Annotated in this window: 20 protein-coding genes; 5 read left to right on the top strand and 15 right to left on the bottom strand. The window is 59.8% G+C overall.

Annotation, left to right across the window (positions count from 1 at the left end; genetic code table 11):
- Nucleotides 1-996 precede the first annotated feature (996 nt).
- The 5 genes from HDG33_RS30315 (at nt 997) to HDG33_RS30335 (ending at nt 6,368) form a co-directional block, all read left to right on the top strand.
- Nucleotides 997-1,878: a DMT family transporter gene (locus tag HDG33_RS30315; RefSeq protein ID WP_260330639.1), complete on the top strand. Its 882-nt coding sequence runs from the start codon at nt 997-999 to the stop codon at nt 1,876-1,878.
- 708 nt (nt 1,879-2,586) lie between these two features.
- On the top strand, nt 2,587-2,895 hold the full coding sequence (locus HDG33_RS38135; protein WP_311548399.1) for a polysaccharide deacetylase family protein: 309 nt from the start codon (nt 2,587-2,589) through the stop codon (nt 2,893-2,895).
- A gap of 135 nt (nt 2,896-3,030) precedes the next feature.
- Nucleotides 3,031-4,389: a chitooligosaccharide synthase NodC gene (nodC, locus tag HDG33_RS30325; RefSeq protein WP_184038019.1), complete on the top strand. Its 1,359-nt coding sequence runs from the start codon at nt 3,031-3,033 to the stop codon at nt 4,387-4,389.
- A gap of 272 nt (nt 4,390-4,661) precedes the next feature.
- Nucleotides 4,662-5,576 carry a nodulation factor ABC transporter ATP-binding protein NodI gene (gene nodI / locus HDG33_RS30330; protein WP_184038021.1) on the top strand — a complete coding sequence of 305 codons (915 nt, stop codon included), beginning with the start codon at nt 4,662-4,664 and terminating at the stop codon, nt 5,574-5,576.
- 3 nt (nt 5,577-5,579) lie between these two features.
- Nucleotides 5,580-6,368 carry an ABC transporter permease gene (locus HDG33_RS30335; protein WP_184038024.1) on the top strand — a complete coding sequence of 263 codons (789 nt, stop codon included), beginning with the start codon at nt 5,580-5,582 and terminating at the stop codon, nt 6,366-6,368.
- A gap of 47 nt (nt 6,369-6,415) precedes the next feature.
- Here HDG33_RS30335 and HDG33_RS30340 read toward each other — a convergent pair whose 3' ends face one another.
- From HDG33_RS30340 to nifH, 15 genes are all read right to left on the bottom strand, one after another.
- Nucleotides 6,416-6,598: a hypothetical protein gene (locus HDG33_RS30340; protein WP_260330632.1), complete on the bottom strand. Its 183-nt coding sequence runs from the start codon at nt 6,596-6,598 to the stop codon at nt 6,416-6,418.
- 79 nt (nt 6,599-6,677) lie between these two features.
- Nucleotides 6,678-7,181, bottom strand: a complete 504-nt coding sequence (locus tag HDG33_RS30345) for a DUF2325 domain-containing protein (RefSeq protein ID WP_260321323.1) — start codon at nt 7,179-7,181, stop codon at nt 6,678-6,680.
- 53 nt (nt 7,182-7,234) lie between these two features.
- Nucleotides 7,235-7,519, bottom strand: a complete 285-nt coding sequence (locus tag HDG33_RS30350; RefSeq protein ID WP_311548400.1) for a hypothetical protein — start codon at nt 7,517-7,519, stop codon at nt 7,235-7,237.
- 97 nt (nt 7,520-7,616) lie between these two features.
- Complete coding sequence (locus tag HDG33_RS30355; RefSeq protein ID WP_184038027.1) at nt 7,617-8,177, bottom strand: nitrogen fixation protein NifQ; 561 nt, start codon at nt 8,175-8,177, stop codon at nt 7,617-7,619.
- A gap of 11 nt (nt 8,178-8,188) precedes the next feature.
- Nucleotides 8,189-8,503 (bottom strand): ferredoxin III, nif-specific, encoded by a 315-nt coding sequence (gene fdxB / locus HDG33_RS30360; protein ID WP_184038030.1) that lies wholly within the window; start codon nt 8,501-8,503, stop codon nt 8,189-8,191.
- Between the two features lie 25 nt (nt 8,504-8,528).
- Nucleotides 8,529-8,729, bottom strand: coding sequence for a CCE_0567 family metalloprotein (locus HDG33_RS30365; protein WP_184038032.1), 201 nt, complete (start codon nt 8,727-8,729; stop codon nt 8,529-8,531).
- A 24-nt stretch (nt 8,730-8,753) separates the two neighbouring features.
- On the bottom strand, nt 8,754-9,239 hold the full coding sequence (locus HDG33_RS30370) for a NifX-associated nitrogen fixation protein (RefSeq protein WP_184038035.1): 486 nt from the start codon (nt 9,237-9,239) through the stop codon (nt 8,754-8,756).
- Entirely contained in the window at nt 9,232-9,645 is a 414-nt protein-coding gene (gene nifX, locus HDG33_RS30375) for a nitrogen fixation protein NifX (protein WP_184038038.1), read from the bottom strand. The genes HDG33_RS30370 and nifX overlap by 8 nt, the downstream gene beginning before the upstream one ends.
- Nucleotides 9,646-9,667: 22 nt before the next feature.
- Nucleotides 9,668-11,059, bottom strand: coding sequence for a nitrogenase iron-molybdenum cofactor biosynthesis protein NifN (gene nifN, locus HDG33_RS30380; RefSeq protein ID WP_184038041.1), 1,392 nt, complete (start codon nt 11,057-11,059; stop codon nt 9,668-9,670).
- A gap of 50 nt (nt 11,060-11,109) precedes the next feature.
- Nucleotides 11,110-12,567, bottom strand: coding sequence for a nitrogenase iron-molybdenum cofactor biosynthesis protein NifE (nifE, locus tag HDG33_RS30385; protein WP_184038206.1), 1,458 nt, complete (start codon nt 12,565-12,567; stop codon nt 11,110-11,112).
- A gap of 500 nt (nt 12,568-13,067) precedes the next feature.
- Nucleotides 13,068-13,229, bottom strand: a complete 162-nt coding sequence (locus HDG33_RS30390; RefSeq protein WP_184038220.1) for a hypothetical protein — start codon at nt 13,227-13,229, stop codon at nt 13,068-13,070.
- 318 nt (nt 13,230-13,547) lie between these two features.
- Nucleotides 13,548-14,966: an AAA family ATPase gene (locus tag HDG33_RS30395; RefSeq protein ID WP_184038044.1), complete on the bottom strand. Its 1,419-nt coding sequence runs from the start codon at nt 14,964-14,966 to the stop codon at nt 13,548-13,550.
- 480 nt (nt 14,967-15,446) lie between these two features.
- Entirely contained in the window at nt 15,447-17,006 is a 1,560-nt protein-coding gene (gene nifK / locus HDG33_RS30405; protein ID WP_184038046.1) for a nitrogenase molybdenum-iron protein subunit beta, read from the bottom strand.
- A 74-nt stretch (nt 17,007-17,080) separates the two neighbouring features.
- Entirely contained in the window at nt 17,081-18,544 is a 1,464-nt protein-coding gene (gene nifD, locus HDG33_RS30410; RefSeq protein WP_184038049.1) for a nitrogenase molybdenum-iron protein alpha chain, read from the bottom strand.
- A 103-nt stretch (nt 18,545-18,647) separates the two neighbouring features.
- The gene (gene nifH, locus HDG33_RS30415) at nt 18,648-19,529 is read right to left on the bottom strand and encodes a nitrogenase iron protein (RefSeq protein ID WP_018423167.1); all 882 of its coding nucleotides are present in this window, start codon (nt 19,527-19,529) and stop codon (nt 18,648-18,650) included.
- Between the last annotated feature and the right edge of the window lie 245 nt (nt 19,530-19,774).

A 19,774-nucleotide genomic window follows, 5' to 3' on the forward strand; every position in this document is an offset into this window, starting at 1 on the left:
CAGACGCTCGGCTGGGACTCCCCCGAGGAAGCAATGGCTAAAGAGTTAGAGAAGGCCGGATTAGCTAAACGTTGCACTTGACTCTTGAGACTGCCAGGCCACCTCTTTAAACGGCTCATATACCGGTTAATGTGGTGAGCAGAACAAGACGCGATTCCTCGTCCAGTGCAGATCATGTCGCGAACGTTACAAATCCAGCATCTTGAGTTAGATATGTCCGAATCTCGACGTGTTTGTAAGGCAACGCGTATTAACCACCGCTGAACAATCATTTGTGCGGAAAGGTTATAAGGCCAAAACGGTGTTTTGGCACTCGGATCGCGCAGGTATGTTGGTGCGAGCTTCTTACAACACGGGTTCCGCTGACGGATACATCTCAATGATCTTCAATTTGGCGCCCTAGTGCCGTAGGCCCGCGGACACCTCCAATAGAGCCTCCCACGCTGTACGTAGGGACGTTCATTGTCGTCGCGTAGTAGCCGACGCTGCGCGACTGGGTCATCCGTCGTGAAGTGTGACAGACCCAATCGCGCGCCAGGACGGGACACGAAGGCACCGCTTGCGACAAACCGCGCGCCGTTTGTCGGGAATCCGACGTCGGCAATGTCAGCCGAGGCAATTTCGCGAAATGCGCCAAAAGTTCGTTCACCGGGGATTTCGAGCTCTCAGGCCGACATGGTGCGAAAGCTGCATACAGACAGCTATCCGACCTGGGATATTTCGACAAACCGCGACGCCCCGTAACGCGGCTCAATTCCGTCCACGCTGAAATGGCCCCGACAGTTAGCGAGTATGCGCCGTGTGGGCTTCGTTACCACACGCGATCGCGCTGGCACTCCTTTTTCGCGGGACCTTCGCAACATGAGAAAACTTTTCGTGATGACGCGCACAACGAAATTCTGCCTTCTGCGGTATGTCGGTTTGAATTGTGTTACGTTAGGGAATCCTCATATAAGTCACGATTTGTTTGAGACATCGGAGCAGTCTCGCTACAAGTTGGCAGCCGAAAATCGGCTTTTTCGCACACGCTTTAGAAAGCTGCGCGGGATTTCGTTCATGTTCTACGCGATTCTTCTCTTCGCAATAAGCAATGCGATTGCGAGGCTCATTCCGGCAAGATATCCGGCGAACGAAATGATGTTCTTTCGGATGCTATCCGGATTAATTCCCGTCGCGTTCGTGTTCGGGACTCGTCGCATTCAATGGAAGGAACTCACGATTTATCGCTTAGGCGGTCATTTCATCAGAGCCGTCACGGGGCTTGCCGCAGTAGGATTTTTCATTGCCGGTGTGCCATATCTGCCTTTATCAACTGCTGTAACGCTGAAGGAGACAGAAGCAATCTTCGTCTGCTTTTTCGGCATCGTGTTCTTGGGTGAGCGTTTTCGTCTACCTACGGCGATAGCGTCGATGTCCGGATTCGTTGGAGTCGCGGTGGCCTCCTCACCATTTAGCGCCAATGGTGCGTCGCTGCGCGCAATGATTCTAATTCTGCTGAGTGCTATGTTTAGCGCCGGTTCAGTCATCCAGGTCAAGAGACTCTCGCGAACTGACGAGCCAGCGACAATCGTCTTCTATTACACAATCATAGCGACGATTGTTAGCGGAGTGTCACTTCCCGTCGCTTGGGTAACGCCAGATCCAAGGGATTTCGGGTACATGGTTCTATTTGGGCTGACTGCAGGTGTAGCGCAACTTATGCTAACGATCGCAGTCGCGACTGTCGCCACCCCAATCGTCGCCTCATTTGGTTACCTCAGCATTGTATGGGCAATCATTTTCGACTATTTGATTTGGGGGGAGGTCATGTCTCTCCAGGTAGCACTCGGAACGGTCATAATTATTGCAAGTGTGCTCTACCTGTCGTGTCGCGTCTAAATGATCCTTTGTGACAGAGCAATCTGCGCATGACCATGGCCAGATACTGATATGACCTTCGCAGTCGAGTACCGCAAAGGTGACGACGCGAGCGACAGGACGCGCCGCTCAAGCTCGTCTTCTTCCAGATGTTCGACCGACGCCCAGCCCAGTCCTGTCGCTGCGGCAAGCTGAAGATACTGCGTGATCGTCCCCAGACCGACGCTGAGGGCGCCCTGCACGCTGGCGGTGCGTGAGATCGCATGGCCACTTCAGGCGGAGTACTTCCTTGATTTTGCGCATGGTTGTCCGATGAGCCGGCATCGTCGGTCGCTCCAAAAACGGAGCTACCTTAACGCCAGCGGATTGGTCTATGCGCTCGAGCGCAACGAGCAGATATAGATCGAAACCCTTAAAACTCATTTCTCAACATATCCATGCTATAGATGCAAGGCATCAACACAATCGATTTTACAAATCAATTTTTGTGTTGCACATTGAAGCCTATCGTTGCGGAAATGGAAATCGAAGTTGTTTGATCGAATACTTCAAATTTATAAGTAGTACGACAATGTTTAGGCTTGTCTCCATGATGACCATATTTTTAGATGTATCTCCCGACTCGCCACCTAAGCTTACCAGAACCGTGCCCGTCCCAGCCTTTCGGATGGGACTATCGACCGTGGAGCGGCCAACTGGCTCGATAATTGAACGAAACGGGCCAGAGCTGTGAAGGTCCTCAATTGCGTATCCGAGGCGCGTGACGAGTGCCACGATCGCGCCGGATGTAGCGACGTCTACTTAACCTTTGACGACAGTACCAATTCCTTTTTCATACCGAATATTCTCGATTTACTCGGGCCATTCCGGTTTCCAGCAACATTCTGCGTCATCGGCGCGTACGCAGCGGACCAGCCGAAGCTGATCCGACGGGCGAGACTGGTCTCGTCCCGGCATGGACGCGATTGTCAGCGCAGTGCTGGCCTCTGTCCGGCCGGCAGCAATTGTGCTTTTGCACGACGGATGCCCTCCCGATGAGTTGGGACGATGCACTCACGCTGGTCGGCGCGAGCAGACCCTCACGGCGCTTTCCCTCATGATTCCAGCATTTGCATGACCGGGGGTTTGCAATCCGATCGCTTCCTCAACCTCACCGGACGAACCGGACACCTTATGAACATGCTTGCCGCAACTAGCACTGTCGTTGTCTCGTTTTATGCGCTGCTCTCGACTGTCTATAAAAGCACGCAAACGCTTTATGCTGAGTCGACAAACGTGTCGTCGCTGTCGGACGGCCTGGTCGACTCCGACACTCTGCCGGGCGTGGATGTCATCGTTCCCTGCTTCAACGAGGACCCGCGCACGCTCTCGGCATGCCTGGAGTCCATTGCAAACCAGGACTACGCCGGAAAACTGCGCGTGTATGTGGTTGATGATGGTTCTGCAAATCTCGACGCCGTGAGGTCGGTATGCGATGCGTACACGTGCGACCCCAGATTCAACTTCATTACGCTTCCCCAAAATATGGGAAAGCGCAAGGCACAGATCGCCGCGATACGCCGCTCGTTTGGAGATTTGGTGCTTAACGTCGACTCGGACACGATAATCGGCTCAGACGTGGTCACGAAGCTTGCATTGAAAATGCAAAATCCAGCGGTCGGCGCTGCCATGGGTCAGTTGACCGCCAGCAACCGGAGCGACACCTGGTTGACCGGGTTGATCGATATGGAGTACTGGCTGGCTTGCAACGAAGAGCGCGCGGCACAGGCTCGCTTCGGTGCCGTTACGTGCTGCTGCGGTCCATGTGCTATGTACCGCCGGTCCGCGCTCCTTTTGCTGCTAGATCAGTACGAGACGCAACTTTTTCGCGGGAAACCGAGCGACTTCGGCGAGGACCGTCATCTAACGATTCTCATGCTGACGGCAGGTTATCGGACCGAGTACGTTCCGGACGCCATTGCGGCGACAGTCGTTCCGGACAGACTGGGGGCGTATCTGCGCCAACAACTGCGCTGGGCGCGCAGTACGTATCGGGACACGTTGCTTTCGCTGCGCCTGCTGCCTAACCTCAATCGCTACCTTACGCTGGACGTGATCGGACTGAATCTGGGCTCGCTATTTCTCGCCTTATCGGTTCTAGCGGGACTCGCGCAGCTCGCATTGACAGCGACAGTGCCGTGGTGGACTGCCCTGATAATCGCATCATGGACCATGATCCGCTGTAGCGTGGCATCGGTTCGCGCTCGCCAGATTCGATTTCTTGCCTTTTCTCTTCACACACCCATCAACCTCTTTCTCTTGCTCCCCCTGAAAGTCTATGCGCTGTGTACATTGAGCAATAGCGATTGGCTGTCCCGTGGCTCTGCAGGCAACGTATCGAACGTTCGTGAAAAACAGGTCGATACTCCGAATCCGTCTACAAAGCCGAACGCGACTTCAGCGTCAAGAACTGCGACTCCGCACGGTCGGCAGGATCACGCGTGTGAGTCTTCAACATTAGCGACGTCTGACGAAGCATTCGATGACAATTAGTTAATCCTAGATATAGATCTCGAATATTGCGCCAAACCAGCACCGCCCACCATCGGCAGTGGTCAGCTTGAGTGCGATCGTCTCACGCAAAGGCTCGATTGTCGCCTTCCCAACGCGAGTGCATTCACCGAAATCCTGGTAGTCCATTGTCGGTAACTCTCCTGCGTGGCAAGCAACGATCTTTTGTCGACCAAGGCTTTTTCAATGGGGTCGCGGCAGCAGAACGGCTTCTTTTTCTCTAAGACAAGTGCGTAATTTCCCTTCTTATCTCCATGTCCAAAGCAGCAATCAGCTTCACCGGCGTAAGGAAGTCATATGGCGACAAGATCGTAGTCGACGGATTGTCGTTTAGCGTCGCGCCTGGAGAGTGCTTCGGTCTGCTAGGGCCAAATGGCGCGGGCAAGAGCACGACGGTGCGTATGGTTCTCGGCATGGTGCCGCCCGACGCAGGCAAGATCATCGTGCTCGGGGAGCCAGTGCCGGCGCGCGCTCGCTCGGCACGTATGAGCATTGGCGTGGTGCCGCAATTCGACAACCTCGAGCCCGGGTTCACCGTGCGCGAGAACCTTCTGGTGTTTGGGCGCTACTTCGGCATGAGCACACGTGAAATTGAAGCAGTCGTGCCGTCGCTGCTCGAATTCGCTTGCCTCGAAAGCAAGGTCGATGCGCGCGTCACCGAACTATCCGGCGGCATGAAGCGGCGGCTGATGTTGGCACGCGCGCTGATCAACGATCCGCAGTTGTTGGTCATGGACGAGCCTACAACGGGTCTCGACCCGCATGCGCGCCACCTGATCTGGGAAAGCCTGCGTTCATTGTTGGCGCGCGGCAAGACGATCCTCTTGACCACCCATTTCATGGAAGAGGCCGAGCGGTTGTGCGACCGACTGTGTGTGCTGGAGGAGGGGCGAAAGATCGCCGAAGGCGGGCCTCGCGTGCTGATCGAAGAACAGATCGGGAGCCACGTGGTCGAGATCCACGGCGGCAATCCGCATGAGCTGCGCACGTTGATCGCGCCGCACGCGCAGCGTATCGAGGTCAGTGGTGGGACCCTCTTCTGCTATGTGTCCGATCCGGAACGGGTGTGTGTACAGTTGCGCGGGCGCGCGGCGCTGCGCCTTTTACAGCGTCCAGCAAATCTCGAGGATGTCTTTTTGCAGTTAACCGGGCGCGGGATGAAGGAGTGAACGATGAAAGAGTTTTATGCAGCGGCCCTGCCCGCGAACGTGTGGAACTGGGTTGCAGTGTGGCGCCACAACTATCTGGCATGGAAAAAAGTCGCGTTTGTCTCGGTTCTCGGTAACCTTGCCGATCCTATGATTTATCTGTTCGGCCTCGGCTTTGGTTTCGGGATAATGGTAGGTCGCGTCGATGGCGCATCTTATATCGCGTTTCTCGCGGCGGGTATGGTCGCCACAAGCGCGATGACCTCCGCGACCTTCGAAACGATTTACGCAGCTTTCTCTCGCATGCATGTTCAGCGCATGTGGGAAGCGATCCTGTGTACACGGCTCACGCTCGGCGATATCGTTCTCGGTGAACTGGCATGGGCCGCCACTAGGGCCTTTTTTGCCGGCATCGCCGTCATGGTGGTAGCCACCGTGCTGGGTTATGCAGCGTGGTCATCCATTCTCTATGCATTGCCTGCCATCGCCCTGACTGGCCTCGCCTTCGCGAGTCTGGCGATGATCCTCACGGCGCTTGCACCCAGTCACGATTACTTCGTGTTCTATCAAACGCTCGTTCTTACGCCCATGGTGCTCCTGAGCGGCGTGATCTTCCCGATCAGTAAGCTACCTGCCGTTTTTTTCGACGTAGCGCGCTTCTTGCCGCTGGCACATTCCGTCGACCTTATCCGTCCCGCGATGCTCGGACGCCCGGCGGGCAGTGTTGCCCTGCATATTGGCGCTCTCTGCATTTGCACGGTGTTGCCGTTCTTCCTGTCGGTGGCGCTGTTACGTCGACGCCTCATGTCTTAATGCCAGCTATGGCCAGTACGAGTGACCAGGAAAAACACCATGTCGTATCAACGCGAACGCTTCGTGCATTCGCGCACGCGCCTCATCCGCCGACGGTATCCCCACAGCCCGAGATAGCACCGGAAACGAGTCGCGATGTGGGCAAACAGCAGAGTCAGCGCATCGCGCGCGTCGCCGTCGGGGTTCTCGACGTTGAGGAAAAGGCCGTAGCGTTGTGCGGAGTCCGACATGGCAGGCCCTCTCGTGGAAAGACCACGTCAAAGGCAAGTTTTTCGCCCACCTCTCGCGGTACGTAAAGTCATGACGACGTCAGCCATGTCTCAGGCAGAAGCGCGACGCTGCGACCACGCCGTGCGGCTGGGCAGGCCGAGCCCGCAACACGCCCGCGATGAAGCTCGTCACGCTCGACGAACGCAAAGCGGACCACGGCGCGCGGTGACGCGCGCACAATCGCCGCAGCGCGACCAGCGAGTCCGGGTCGATCAGATCCAATGGGCACAGCACCCGGTAGGCGCCTGACAGCAAAGCCTCGAAGCCTTCGGCACGGCTATCGTCGTCGATGGTCCCGGTGTGATGAACGAACTCGCCTCCGGCCGCCTCCACCAGCGCACGCAGCACGGCGTTGATGCTTGGCCGCCCGCCCACATAAACCCATCGACGCCCGCTCAATGCGCGCGTCAATGCGCGGTCGTCGAGCAGCGCCTGCTCAACCGCGAACAACTCGTGCTGCAGGCTCGCGACATGTGCCCGCGCGCGCTCCAGCGACAGGCTCGCACTGCTGTCGGGAAGGCATGTGCCGCGGTTCTGATTCATGACGGGCTGCGCTTCGGATCGCACCGTTACGGCAACGGCAGGTGGCATGGGTCTCATGGAGAGCACCTCGTGACATGGCCCGCAAACCGTTCGCCTGCTGCCGGGGTGAGAAACCAGCTACGCACCGCGTCGTTCGTGTAGCGCGTCCGGCCGGCATGACGCGCGTGCGGCGCCAGCCGATGCTCGGACAGCGGCTTCGCCCAGCCCCAGAAGTCGGCGCGCAGCGCGGGCGGAAAACCGACGCCGTCGAACGCGTGCCAAAGTTGAATCAGCCAAGGTTCGCGGCCCTCTTCGTCAAACAGCAACGGCGGCCCGAAAGCCCGCCTGCACATGCGCATGCCGCTCGCCGTAATACAGCAGCCCGCCGCAGGACTCGACCACGAAGTCGGCCACCCGCGACGCGACACAATCGAAGCGGTGACCGACGCGTGCTGCCTACTCCGCTCTAAAGCAAAGCGCATGGTCAGAACAGACGCCACAACTCGGCGCCTTGCAGATGAACAGGCCCTCGCGCTCGCACAGTTGCTTGTAGAAGAACTTCTTCCACTTCATGTCATGCGTATTCTTCGCGGCCAGCCGCGGAAACCAGTGGCTGATCAATGCGGACAACTCGCGCCGCGACGGCAGAAGCAGGTCTTGCCAAAGGTGGTTTTGCCCGAGGCTCGCGCAGGCCAATGCATGAGCCACGCAGTTCGCCTCGTCTGCCGGGCCGGCGCGCGGATCGGCATGGTGATTGAGCAACGCCACCAGGTCTTCCAGTTCGTCGCCACGCGGCATCGTGGCGGGCGACAAGACGCACGTGAGACCGAGCGCCGAGCCGGCACCCGGGAACCAGCGCGCGAGCATTCGGCGCGTCTGGTCGGCGTCCAGTCCGGGCATCGGCAGCACATCGACGCCGTGGTGCTCGAACCCGCTCGATAGCACGCCGGCCAGTGCCAGCACGGTGGGATCGCCCGCATCCACCGCACACGCCATCAGGGTTGCATAGGCGTCCATCGCGGCATCGCTCAGAGAACGGCCGCCGCGTGCGTGTAGCACTTTTTCGGGCAGATCTTCGCGCACGCGGTGCAGCCGACGCACAGTTCCCGATGCACGATAATCATCACCTTCTTCTCGTACTCGTCGTCGTCTTCGTCTTCGTCGTCGCCGTCCAGTGCGACGTGCGCGCCGTCCTCGTTAAGCCCGACGAGTTGCAACACGCCACGCGGACAGACGCGGAAACAACGTCCGCAACCAATGCATTTTTCTTCGTCGAGCCTGTTGACGAACGTCGGCGTCCAGGTGGCGCCGCTTGGCAGCGTAACGCTGAAGGTGTCGCTCATGATGTGGCTCCATGGCTTCGCTGGTTCAGGCCGCTGCCGCAGCGGCAGCCTTGCGGGCTGCCATCAGCGCGGCGTGGGCGTCATGGCAGCGCTGGGCGACAGCGAGAATGTTCTCCCAGTTGATCGGGAGTTCCTCTGAGAGGTCGTGCAGGTCCAACTTCGCCCGGGTCGCTTGCGCGTTGAGTTTCTTCAGGTGCGCCTTGAGTTCATCGGCATCGGTGCTCATCGTCTCGGTCCCCACACGATTCCTTCAGGCGCCGTACTGTGCGACGGCGGGGTACATCCGGATCACCTCGACCGCTTCGTCGAGAAGCTTTGCGCCCGCCTGGGCGAGCTTCTCCAGCGAAGCGAAGCCGAACCGGTGTACGTCGCGCAACTGCTTGTTGACGACAACGAGCCGCCCCGCGATCAACACCATGCGGCCGAAGCCCTCGTGGCTCATCTTCATCATCGGCGAAACCATTTGGCCGGTCTCACGCTCGATCGCCACCGCAATCGCGCTATAGAAAAGCTCGAGCCGCCACAGCGTGTCGGGGTCGGGGTCGCCCATGACCGGGATCGCGCGGCGTTCCTCCGGCGTGTGGATGTACGGCTTGAGCAGTTGCAGGTCGGTCTTTCCGTCCCACACGCCGTGGGTGTCCTGCGCGCGCAACTGCCTGACCAGCTGCTGCACAAACGGTGCGACCAGCAGCATTTCGTCGCTGGCCTTGGACGGAATTGCGGATGTTTCAGCCATGGGATACCTCATCGTCTTCAAAGTCGTATACACGTTCGCCATCCTTCGCCAGCGCCTTGCGCAGCCACGGCGGCGGCGTGCCCTTCAGCACCCGTTGCAACTTGCCGAGAGTCTCCTCGATGGACTCGGGCCGCGGCACCTTGATCGGGTGAATCTTCAGCGCAACCACTCGAGCCGCGGCCGAGCCGCCGATTGCGGCGACGTACAGGATCGCGCAATCCTTGACGGCTTCGAGCTTGGGCGCGAGCTTGTCCTCGTCGCCGTCCTCTTCGAGCTTGTCACCAAAATCGAACGCCTCGACGAACTGGTAGCCGTCCGGTGTGACGTCGTAGGTGACGATGCTCCTCGCCCAGCCAAAATGCGCATCGACGAACTGCCTGTCCTGGGTGGCGAACGCGATCTTCATGCTGTGTGCTCCTTTAGGTGGGTCAAGCACCGGCCGCGACGACAGGAATGTTCGCTTCGCGCGCCGGATCGCGCGCGGCCAGATCGATAGCGGCCTGCGGCAGCGGCCAGTCGCCCGGATCGTGATGCGGAATCTGCTCGATCATCAGGTTGGCGATCTCAAAGATCAGGTTCATCGTGCCGCGGTAGCCGACGTAGCGTCGATGTGCGTTTCCAACCCGGTCGAAGACCGGAAAACCGATCCGGAAGAGCGGCTTTTGCAGGTGCTCGGCCATCTGCCTGCCGTGCGAATGGGTGATCAGCAGGTCGCAGTCCGCCGCGGCGCGCTCCATGTCTTCGAGATCGCCGATCACGACCTGATCAGCGGGCAGCAACGCGTGCGCGCGCGATCGCGTCGTGCTGATGCAGCAGCGCAACTGCGCGCCCATCTCGTGCAGCATGCTGCCGACCGCGAACAGCAGATCGGGCTCTGCGCCGATCGCGACCTTGATGCCTCCGGTGTAGAAATGGCCGTCTAGCATCGCATCGAGCAATTGGCTGCGCTGACGCCGGTATTTCGCGGGAACGGGTCGTCCGGAGCGCTGCGCGAGCAATTGCAGCAGACGATCGTTGGGTTCCAGTCCGGTGAGCCGCCCGAACACTTCGTACGGTGTGCCGGCGATAGCATGCAATGCCTCGGCGCCGTCGCGCGTCTGCTCGCCCACGCCGATCGTAAATGCCGATGCACCCGCGGCCCGGATCTCCGCGAGCGTGGTACCGCCCAGTGTGGTGCCGCGCCAGTCCGGCGCGATATGGCCGTCGAGCGAGCCGGAAATGTCGGGCAGCACGATGACATCGAAGCCGAACGCTTCGATGATCTCGCGCAGTTCGTCGATGTCGCCAGGCGACAGATGGCTGCCGGGCAGCAGCGTCACCTGATTGGCCACCGTTGGCAACGCCTTGACCAGCGCGTTGACGATGCCGGTAATCGCATGCCGGTAGCCGTCTTCGAATGCGCCGACATAGTCGGGGGTCGACACATAGACGATCTCAGTGTCGTTGAGTTCGGGCTTGCGCTTGCGCACGGTAACGAGATAGCCGTCCACGTCGTCGCCCTCGGTCTCGGTGAGACCTGTTGAACAGATTGCGATGACCTTCGGCGCAGCGCGCTTGCGGATGTTGAGCAGCGCGGCCTCGATGTTCTCGTAGCCGCCGAGCACCGCGGTGACTTCGTCCATGGCTGTCGTCTGCAGCGGGATCGCCTCCCTGAAGTGGCGCACCAGCAGCACGAGGCCGAACGACGTGCAGCCCTGCGAGCCGTGCATCACGGGCATGCAGGCATCGAGCCCAAGGAACGCGAGGCTCGCGCCCAGCGGCTGGCTCATCTTGAGCGGATTGACCGCACAGGCTTTCATAGATTCGACGACATCGGCCATGGCATGTTCTCGAGTTCGGGGGCGTCAGTTCGGTACACCGGGTTCGAGGCTCATCGCCCCCACCCCGCGGCGCTCGACAGCGGGCGTGCGGCTTGCGCCTGGATCACACCGAGCGCTCCCCCGTCGTCGCCCCACGGAGCAGGGATCCGCACCTGTTGCCACACCGGGTTGTAGATCGCGCGGTCGATCTCATGCACCAGCTCGACGATCCCCTCGTAGCCGCCATAAGGGTGGTGGCGTTCCTGATTGATGTCGAGCCACGGTATGCGGGCCTTCAGTGCGACGAACTGTGAGCGGCCACCCGACAGCATGATGTCGGCCCGCGCGTCCCTGAGCATCGCGTACATCTCCCGCGGAGTCATGCCGTCGATCATGTGGGCGTCGTCGCCCATGATCTCCCTGATCTTGTCCTTGTCTTCCTTAGTGCTCTTCTTGACGCTGGTGCCGACGATTTCGAGCCCTGCTTCCTGCAGCGCGGAAACCACCGACCAAGACTTCACGCCACCGGTGATGAGCAACACCCGCTTGCCGGTAAGGCGCGCCTTGTAGTGCGCGATGCGCTCCCACGCGCGCGCTTCCTCGGCGGCGATCAGGCGCTCGGTCCGCTCGAGCAGATCGTCCGGCGCGCCCTGCTGCACAAGCAGGCTGGCGATATGGCGCAGCGTGTCGCTCATGTCGCCGATCCCATAGAACGAGCCCTCGAAGTAAGGGATGCCGTAGCGCCGCTGCATTTTTGTCGCGATGTTGATCATCGACTTCGAGCAGACCATCATGTTGACCTTGGCGCGATGCGAACTTGCTATCTCGTTGTAGCGCCCGTCACCGGAGATGCACGAGAGGATACGGATGCCTAGCGCGTCGAGCAGCGGCTTGGTCTGCCAGAGTTCGCCCGACAGGTTGTATTCGCCAATGACGTTGATGTCGTACGGCGTCGTGTACTCGGGCTCGCGCGTGCCGATCACATGGTTGAGGATCGCCTCGCCGCCAAGCTTGTTGCCCAGATTCTTCGGCCCGGCGAAACCGGGGGAAATGACCGGAATCACCGGCTTGCCAAATTGTTCGGTGGCGCGCTTGCAGACTGCCTCGATGTCGTCGCCGATCAGCGCAGTGACGCAGGTCTGGTAGACGAACACTGCGGGCGGATCGTATTTCTCGATGATTTCGCGCACGCTCCTGAACAGGCGCTTCTCGCCGCCGTACACCACGTCGAGTTCGTTAATATCGGTGGTGAAGCCGCTGCGATAGAGTTGCGAACCGGACGAAGCGGCGTGCCGGTTGTCCCAGGAGTTACCTTCGCAGGCAATCGGCCCGTGCACGAGGTGTGCGACGTCGACCACCGGCTGCAAAGCGATCTTCGCGCCGTCGAACGCGCACCCGCCTGCGGCCGAACCCGGCAAAAGCTGCTTCGTGCAGCCCCTTTTGCGTTCCTTCTCGCTCTTGCCTTGATTCTTGTCGCAACCCGGCTCGTCGAAAACGTCGGCGATTTGGGCATTGAGCGAAGCAGACATGACGTGCTCCTGATGGATGGACGTTTCTCTAGTGGCAAGTTCCATACCACCGGGAAACGCCTTGAAAACGTGCCAATTGGCGCTGAAGCAGTCGCTCGCGCGCATCGTCATGGCGAGTTTGAACGGTTTGCGACAGACGGTTCGCGACACAGAAAACGACAACACACGTTCACTGCCTGCCTTGCCGTTCAGTATTGAGCAGGACCCGTGCGATCGCATTCGCGCGCGCCTCCAGCAACGCATCCGGCCTCAAGGGTTCGCGAACCGCCAGGCAAGCAGTCAGCGCGCGGCGCATCCGTGGAGCTTTCGCGTAGTCCGTCTACCATGACCGGGATACGCCGCAAAGTCGCAGAGACAGACTTCCAGCAAGCGCTCGAAGCGCTCAGGCCTGATCTCGGCCGGTACGCGTTCGAGCAATGCACCGAGCGCGCCTGCGCGCATATCCCGAACGCTCTTCCAGTGTGTATGCGCCATTCGCGCCGCCTGCCCCGCTGGGCGGCTCAGTCGTCGTCGACCAGCGCGAGCAGTTCGCGCGGCGTTACCTCGTCATTGATCTCCGCGAGGCTCAACGGGTCGGACGCCGGCACCTCGCGCTCAAAGTCGTCGTAGGCGAACCACGCACGCAGCGGCACTGAGTCAGACTGCTCGACTACATAAATCATGCCCCGCTCCCTCGCTGAGGTTCGTCACGCAGGCTAGCTGTAGCGGCTCGATAACATAATTCTCCAAGGCCCGATAACAGCGCCTTTTCGGGATTACATTGGCTGAGAATATCGGCGCGTCCAGGTCCACATTAAGTGAGAACGGGGTCACGTTAACTGAGAACGGCTGGATAACATCGGCCAGGATCCACAATCAGTGAGAATGCTCGACGGGCACGCCGGTAGCCAGCAGATGAAATGGTGAGTCAGGGGCGGCATATGGGCCGCCGGCCCTTTCCGATCATTCTTCCGGACCGGACCCCTCGCTCCCTGCAACGCTCAGAAGCACTGGTCACCCACGATTCGTACTTGCGATTTTTCCCGTGCGGGTGCGCCGCCAAGGAGCGCCTGACTCAGGTATCCGCTGCGCACCAGCATGTCCTGCAACGCGTTTTCAGCATCCTCCATGCTCACTTCGCCCTGTGCCTTACGCGCAATACTTTGCTGGGCCAACCGGCGCACCAGTTCCTTGATGAATGCAGCGCTGACGCCTTCAGTCCGCTCCACTGCAAACGCTGCGACGTCTGCCGGGATGTTCATCCTCGAACCGTAGAGCCGGAGCAGGCGCGCCCGGCAATCCGCATCAGGTGCCGGTATTTCAATGGCCTGATCAACCCGGCCTGGACGGGCCGCGAGCGCCTCCTCGATTTCCTCCGGCCGGTTGGTGGTAAGCACGAACAGGATCTCGGCGTCCTGGTGAAGTCCGTCCATTTCGTTGAGCAAGCGGTTGAGCAGACTCTCTTCCTTCGGGCCGCGCATCTCGGTGCGATGTCTCCCGATCAGATCGACGTCCTCGATGACCACCATGCTTGGCTGTAGCAACCGGGCCAGCAGCATATAGTTGTCGAGTTGCCCCACTTGATTGGCGCTGATCAGAAGGGTGGTATGCGCTGGCAGATTGCTGGCGAGGTACTTGATCGTATGGGTTTTGCCCGTTCCGGGCGGCCCGTACAGCAGGACACCCTTTTGCAACGACTGGCGTAATATCTTTAATCCTTCTCTGGTGCGTGCGAATTCAAAAATATTGCGATCCAGCAGCTCCATGGTTTGCGGTGACAGGATCACGTCCTGACGCTCCACGGCAGGCAGACGGTGCACGACGATGCTGCGGGGCTGGCCTGAATAATCCTCGGTTACCTCGAGGGAAAGAACCTTGCCCCGGTACAGACGGGACTCGCGAATTGCCTGCTCCAGCCCCGCATACACCTCGCTGCCGAAGGCCAGCCCGCGCGCGTTGGGTAGACTGACAATCTCCACGCTCGCGATAGACGTGTTCATTCCTTCCATGTGCTGCTCGAACAGCACAGCGGCTCTAAGCTCGCCATCGGTGATCAGCCACAAGCCGTTGTCGAGTACCGCGACCGGTGTTTCTTCTCCGACATCGACATCCCGGTATTTCACAGGAGCAAGGGACACCGTGGTAGACATCGGGCCGGTACTCTGCACAAACAGCGAGGAAATTGTCAACGGAAACCGCTCATGAACCTGATTGAGGCCGAGAAGGCGCGGAGCGAACGGCGTCAGCAGGCGGGAGAGCGTCTGTTGAAGCTCGGGGCGCGTGTGATGGGGAAACTGCCGCTGCGAGGAGGTGAGCTCTTCCGGGGACCGATCATCAAAATGCGCAGCTAGCGCTTCCCATGCAAATTGCTGCCTTACCGGGTCAAGGTTCTTGTGATCAATATCGGTGAACTGGTTCATGAACGGACTCTTTGATATTAGATGGCGGCGCCAAGTACCGATGCGAACGCGCAACAACGAGTCGCTACAGCTAGCTACATACAGCGCAGCAATTTCGTTTTCAGCGGTGCCCCGCTACTCGACACCCTCCGCCGCAATCTTCGCCCACACCGCGCGAGGTAACCGCGGCGCGATGCCCGCCAGGCTCGCGTCGAACTGCCGCCGAGCCGCCGACATCGCACCCTGTGCAATCGCAATCTCCTCGTGCGTCAACGGCAACCGGCCGGCCACATGCGCGGGCCCCCGGGCAGCACGTGGGCGATCATCTGCGGGTTCCGGTGTTCGGGCAGCGGGACGAGGTGGTCGGCCTCGCCCACACCGGCCAGGCAAACCTAGTCGTTGATGACCTCGACGTTATGGCCGTCCTGCGTCATCTTGACCAGAACTGCGTCTGCCGCGCCCGATGCATCCGCTGTGTCTGCCATGGCCGCGCTCTCCTCGTCAGCGAATGATGTCGTAGCTGTAGTCGGTCTTCGCCACGTCGATCGTGTTGGCGTCGAGCGCTTCGAAGAACTCGTCCAGCAGCGTGACCAGCACCCGCAACGCACCTTCATAGCCCCAGGTCGGGAAGCGATGGTAATGGTGGCGATCGAAGATCGGGAACACCATCCGTATCAGCGGCGTTTTGGTATCGCGCTCCAGATATTTGCCGTAGGTGTTGCCGATCAGGAAATCCACCGGCTCGGTAAACAGCAGTGAACGCATGTGCCACAGATCGCGTTTCGGATACACCTTGCAGCCGGCGCCGTAGGGCGACGCGTCGAACAGCGCCTGCACCTTTGCTGCCCAGGTTTCGTTGCCGTTGGTCGCCAGCACGTGAGCCGGCTCGGCGCCGAGTTCCAGCAGGAACCGCGTGTAGCCCAGCATCTGGTCCGGGTCGCCGTAGAGTGCAAAGCGCTTGCCGTGCAGGTGAGCCTGGCTGTCGGCCATCGCATCGACGAGCTGGCCTCGCTCCTTCTCCAGTTGCGCCGGAATCGGCTTGCCGGTCACGCGCGAGATTTCCATCAGGAACTGATCGGTGCCCGCGACGCCAACCGGCGAGTTCAGCACCACCACTTCCTGGCCATGCTCGCCAATGAACTTGCTGGTCTTTTCGCAGCAGTATTCCTGGAACACGAAGGTCGCCTTCGCGTTCAACGCGCGCTCGACTTCCTCCTTGGTCGTGCCGCCTTCGTACATCCGGAACTCGCCGTCGGTCGGCGTATTCCACGTTTCGGATGGGTCGCAGATGATGTTCACCGTCACGCCGAACAGATCGAAGATGCGGCGAATTTCCTTCATGTTGCCGACCACATAGCCGTCGAAGCCGCCGATGAAGTTGACGCTGTCGTCGGGCACACGCTCAAGCGGCGTCGCTGTGCCGGCCTTGCCGTCCCAGAAGTGCCTGAGGATGCCGAGGAGCGCGTTGTCGTAGCCGGTCACGTGGCTGCCGACGAAGGCCGGCGTGTGCGCGAACGGCACGTCGTAGTCTTCCGGCACGCTGCCCTTCTGCTTGCTGTTCTTGATGAGCGCGTCGAGGTCGTCACCGATCACTTCCGCCATGCAGGTCGTGGAGACCGCGATCATGTCGGGCTTGTACAGGTTGTACGCATTTGCGAGGCCGTCGATCATGTTGTTCATGCCGCCGAACACCGCCGCGTCCTCGGTCATCGACGAGCTGACGCACGAGGTCGGCTCCTTGAAGTGACGCGAGAAGTGCGAGCGGTAAAACGCTACACAGCCCTGCGAGCCATGCACAAAACTGAGGGTCTTGTGAAAGCCGTTGGCCACGTACACTGCGCCGAGCGGCTGGCAGGCCTTGGCCGGGTTGATGGTGAGCGAGTCGCGTGCAAAGTTTTTTTGCCGGTAGTCTTCGCTCTTGGTCCACTCGACGATCTGCTTGACCTGCTCGTCTGAATGATTGAACTCGAAGTTTTCCTTTTTCACGCGGAAAATTTTCTGGTACTCGGGCTCACGGAACAGGAGTTCCTGGTCGAGAATCTGGTCTGCGGATTGGGGCACGGGATGCTCCTGATATTCAATTCAATGGCCTGCCGGCCGATGATCAGTCCGGTGATCGGTGCGGTGGCCGGCGCTTAGAGGTTTTTCTTCCAGGGCGCCTTGGCGAGCCCCCACACCGGGCTGGAAATGGCCATGTCCATGTCGCGCGCGAAAATGGCGTAGCCGTCGTAGCCGTGATATGGACCGGAATAGTCCCAGCTGTGCATCTGGCGAAACGGCACGCCCATCTTCTGGAACACGTACTTTTCCTTGATGCCGGAGCCGACCAGATCGGGCTGGACCTGTTCGACGAACCTCTCGAACTCGTAGCCGGTCACGTCGTCGTAAATCAGTGTGCCGTCCTTCACGTAGTGCGTGGTGCGCTGATAGTCGTCGTTGTGGCCGAATTCGTAGCCGGTGCCGACCACGTTCATGCCGAGGTCTTCGTAGGCGCCGATCACGTGGCGCGGACGCAGGCCGCCAACGAACAGCATCACGGTCTTATCCTGCAGGCGCGCTCTGAACTTCGCGTTCACCGCATCGACCAGGGGACGATACTGGGCGATCACCCTCTCCGCGTTGGCTTTGATGGTGTCGTCGAAGTGGCTGGCGATCTCGCGCAGGCTCTTCTCGATCATCGACGGGCCGAAGAAGTTGTATTCCGCCCACGGAATGCAGTACTTCTCTTCCATGTGCCGGCTGATATAGTTCATCGAGCGGTAGCAATGCAGCAAATTGAGCTTGGCCTTGGGCGTATTCTCGAGCTCGGCGATCGAGCCGTCGCCCGACCATTGCGCGATCACGCGCAGGCCGATCTCTTCGAGCAGAATCCGGCTCGACCAGGCATCGCCGGCGATGTTGTAATCGCCGATGATCGCAACATCATAAGGCGTCGAAACAAATTCGGGCCGCTTGTCCGGATCGGCCTTGTCGAATATCCAGTCCCGAATCGCATCGTTAGCCAGATGGTGGCCCAGCGACTGGCTGACGCCGCGAAAACCTTCGCAGCGCACCGGCAAAATGGTGTGCCCTTCATACTGCGCACTCTTCGTCTTCGAGACGGCCTCGATGTCGTCGCCGATCAGGCCGATCGGGCATTCACTCTGGATCGAGATGCCCTTGTTCAGCGGAAACAGTTCCTGAATCTCGTCGATGATCTTGTCGAGCTTCTTGTCGCCGCCGAAGACGATGTCCTTTTCCTGGAAGTCCGACGTGAACTGCATCGTCACGAAGGTGTCGATACCGGTAGTGCCGATGTAGTAGTTGCGACGCGCGGCCCACGAGTACTGACCGCAACCGACCGGACCATGACTGATGTGGATCATGTCCTTGATGGGCCCCCAGACCACGCCCTTCGAGCCGGCGTACGCGCAACCGCGAATCGTCATCACGCCCGGCAATGACTTGATGTTTGATTTCACGCCACAGTCGGGCTTGCCGTCCTCGAAGGTGCCCAAATGCTTGGCGCGCCGTTTGGCCATCTTCTCCGGATAGGCCTTCAGCACTTCATCGATCAGGGCCTTGTTCGCGGCCTTGCGCTCTTCAACAGTGACGCTCATGGGAATGCTCCATAGGGTGAGTATCAAGCCTGGCAGCGGGTAGCCGGCATGGCCCGGTTCATCGCGTGAAGAAGAACACCGGGCCACGCGCAGCGGCGCTCGCTTAGGCGGTCAGTTCCGCTGCAGGCTTGCCGACTTGCGATTCGTCGATGGACGTCATGATTCCGTGCTCCATTAACAGGTCTTCCAGTTGATCCATCGTGATCGGCGTCGGGATCGTGCCGTTGCCCGCGTTGTTGTGCACCTTGGTGGCGAGCTGGCGATACTCTTCCGCCTGTTTGGATTCGGGCGCGAACTCGATCACCGTCATGCGGCGCAGCTCGGCGTGCTGCACGATGTTATCGCGCGGCACGAAGTGGATCAGCTTCGAACCGAGCATCTTCGCCAGCGCTTCGGCGAGTTCGAGTTCCTTGTCGGTCTGACGCTCGTTGCACACGAGCCCGCCGATCCGCACACCACCGCTGTTCGCGTACTTCAGAATGCCCTTTGAAATGTTGTTGGCCGCATACATGGCCATCATTTCGCCGGACATCACAATGTAGATTTCCTGCGCCTTGTTCTCACGAATCGGCATTGCGAAACCGCCGCACACCACGTCGCCGAGCACGTCGTACGACACGTAGTCCACGCCGTCATAGGCGCCGTTTTCTTCGAGGAAGTTAATCGACGTGATGACGCCACGGCCCGCGCAGCCGACGCCCGGTTCCGGACCGCCGGACTCCACGCAACGGATGTTGCGGTAACCGATCTTCATCACGTCCTCGAGTTCGAGGTCCTCCACCGAGCCGGCTTCGGCCGCTAGCGACAGGATAGTGTCCTGCGCCTTTGCATGCAGGATCAGGCGGGTAGAGTCCGCCTTGGGATCGCAGCCGACGATCAGGATTTTCTGCCCGAGTTCAGTCAGGGCTGCCAGGGTGTTCTGCGAGGTGGTCGACTTGCCGATACCGCCTTTACCGTAGAACGCGATTTGCCGAAGTTTAGACATTGCATTTCTCCATTCAGGAAGAAGGGTTGAAATCAGGGTTGCGTAACCGCGACCATGTCAGCCTGTCGTGCCTGTATGGGTCTTCTTATATCGAGTCACGCATCGGCCGGACCTGTGTCCGCGCCGGACTCCAAACGCAGCTTCTGTGCCACGTCACCAGCGGTACTGCGACGCGTCCGCCCCGCCGCGCTGCGGCGGTTGGTTCGGGACTTTTGCGGACTCCTCTTCTGTCTTGTCGATTTCGC

This window comes from Paraburkholderia sp. Cpub6, from assembly GCF_014201065.1.
Lineage (GTDB): Bacteria > Pseudomonadota > Gammaproteobacteria > Burkholderiales > Burkholderiaceae > Paraburkholderia > Paraburkholderia tuberum.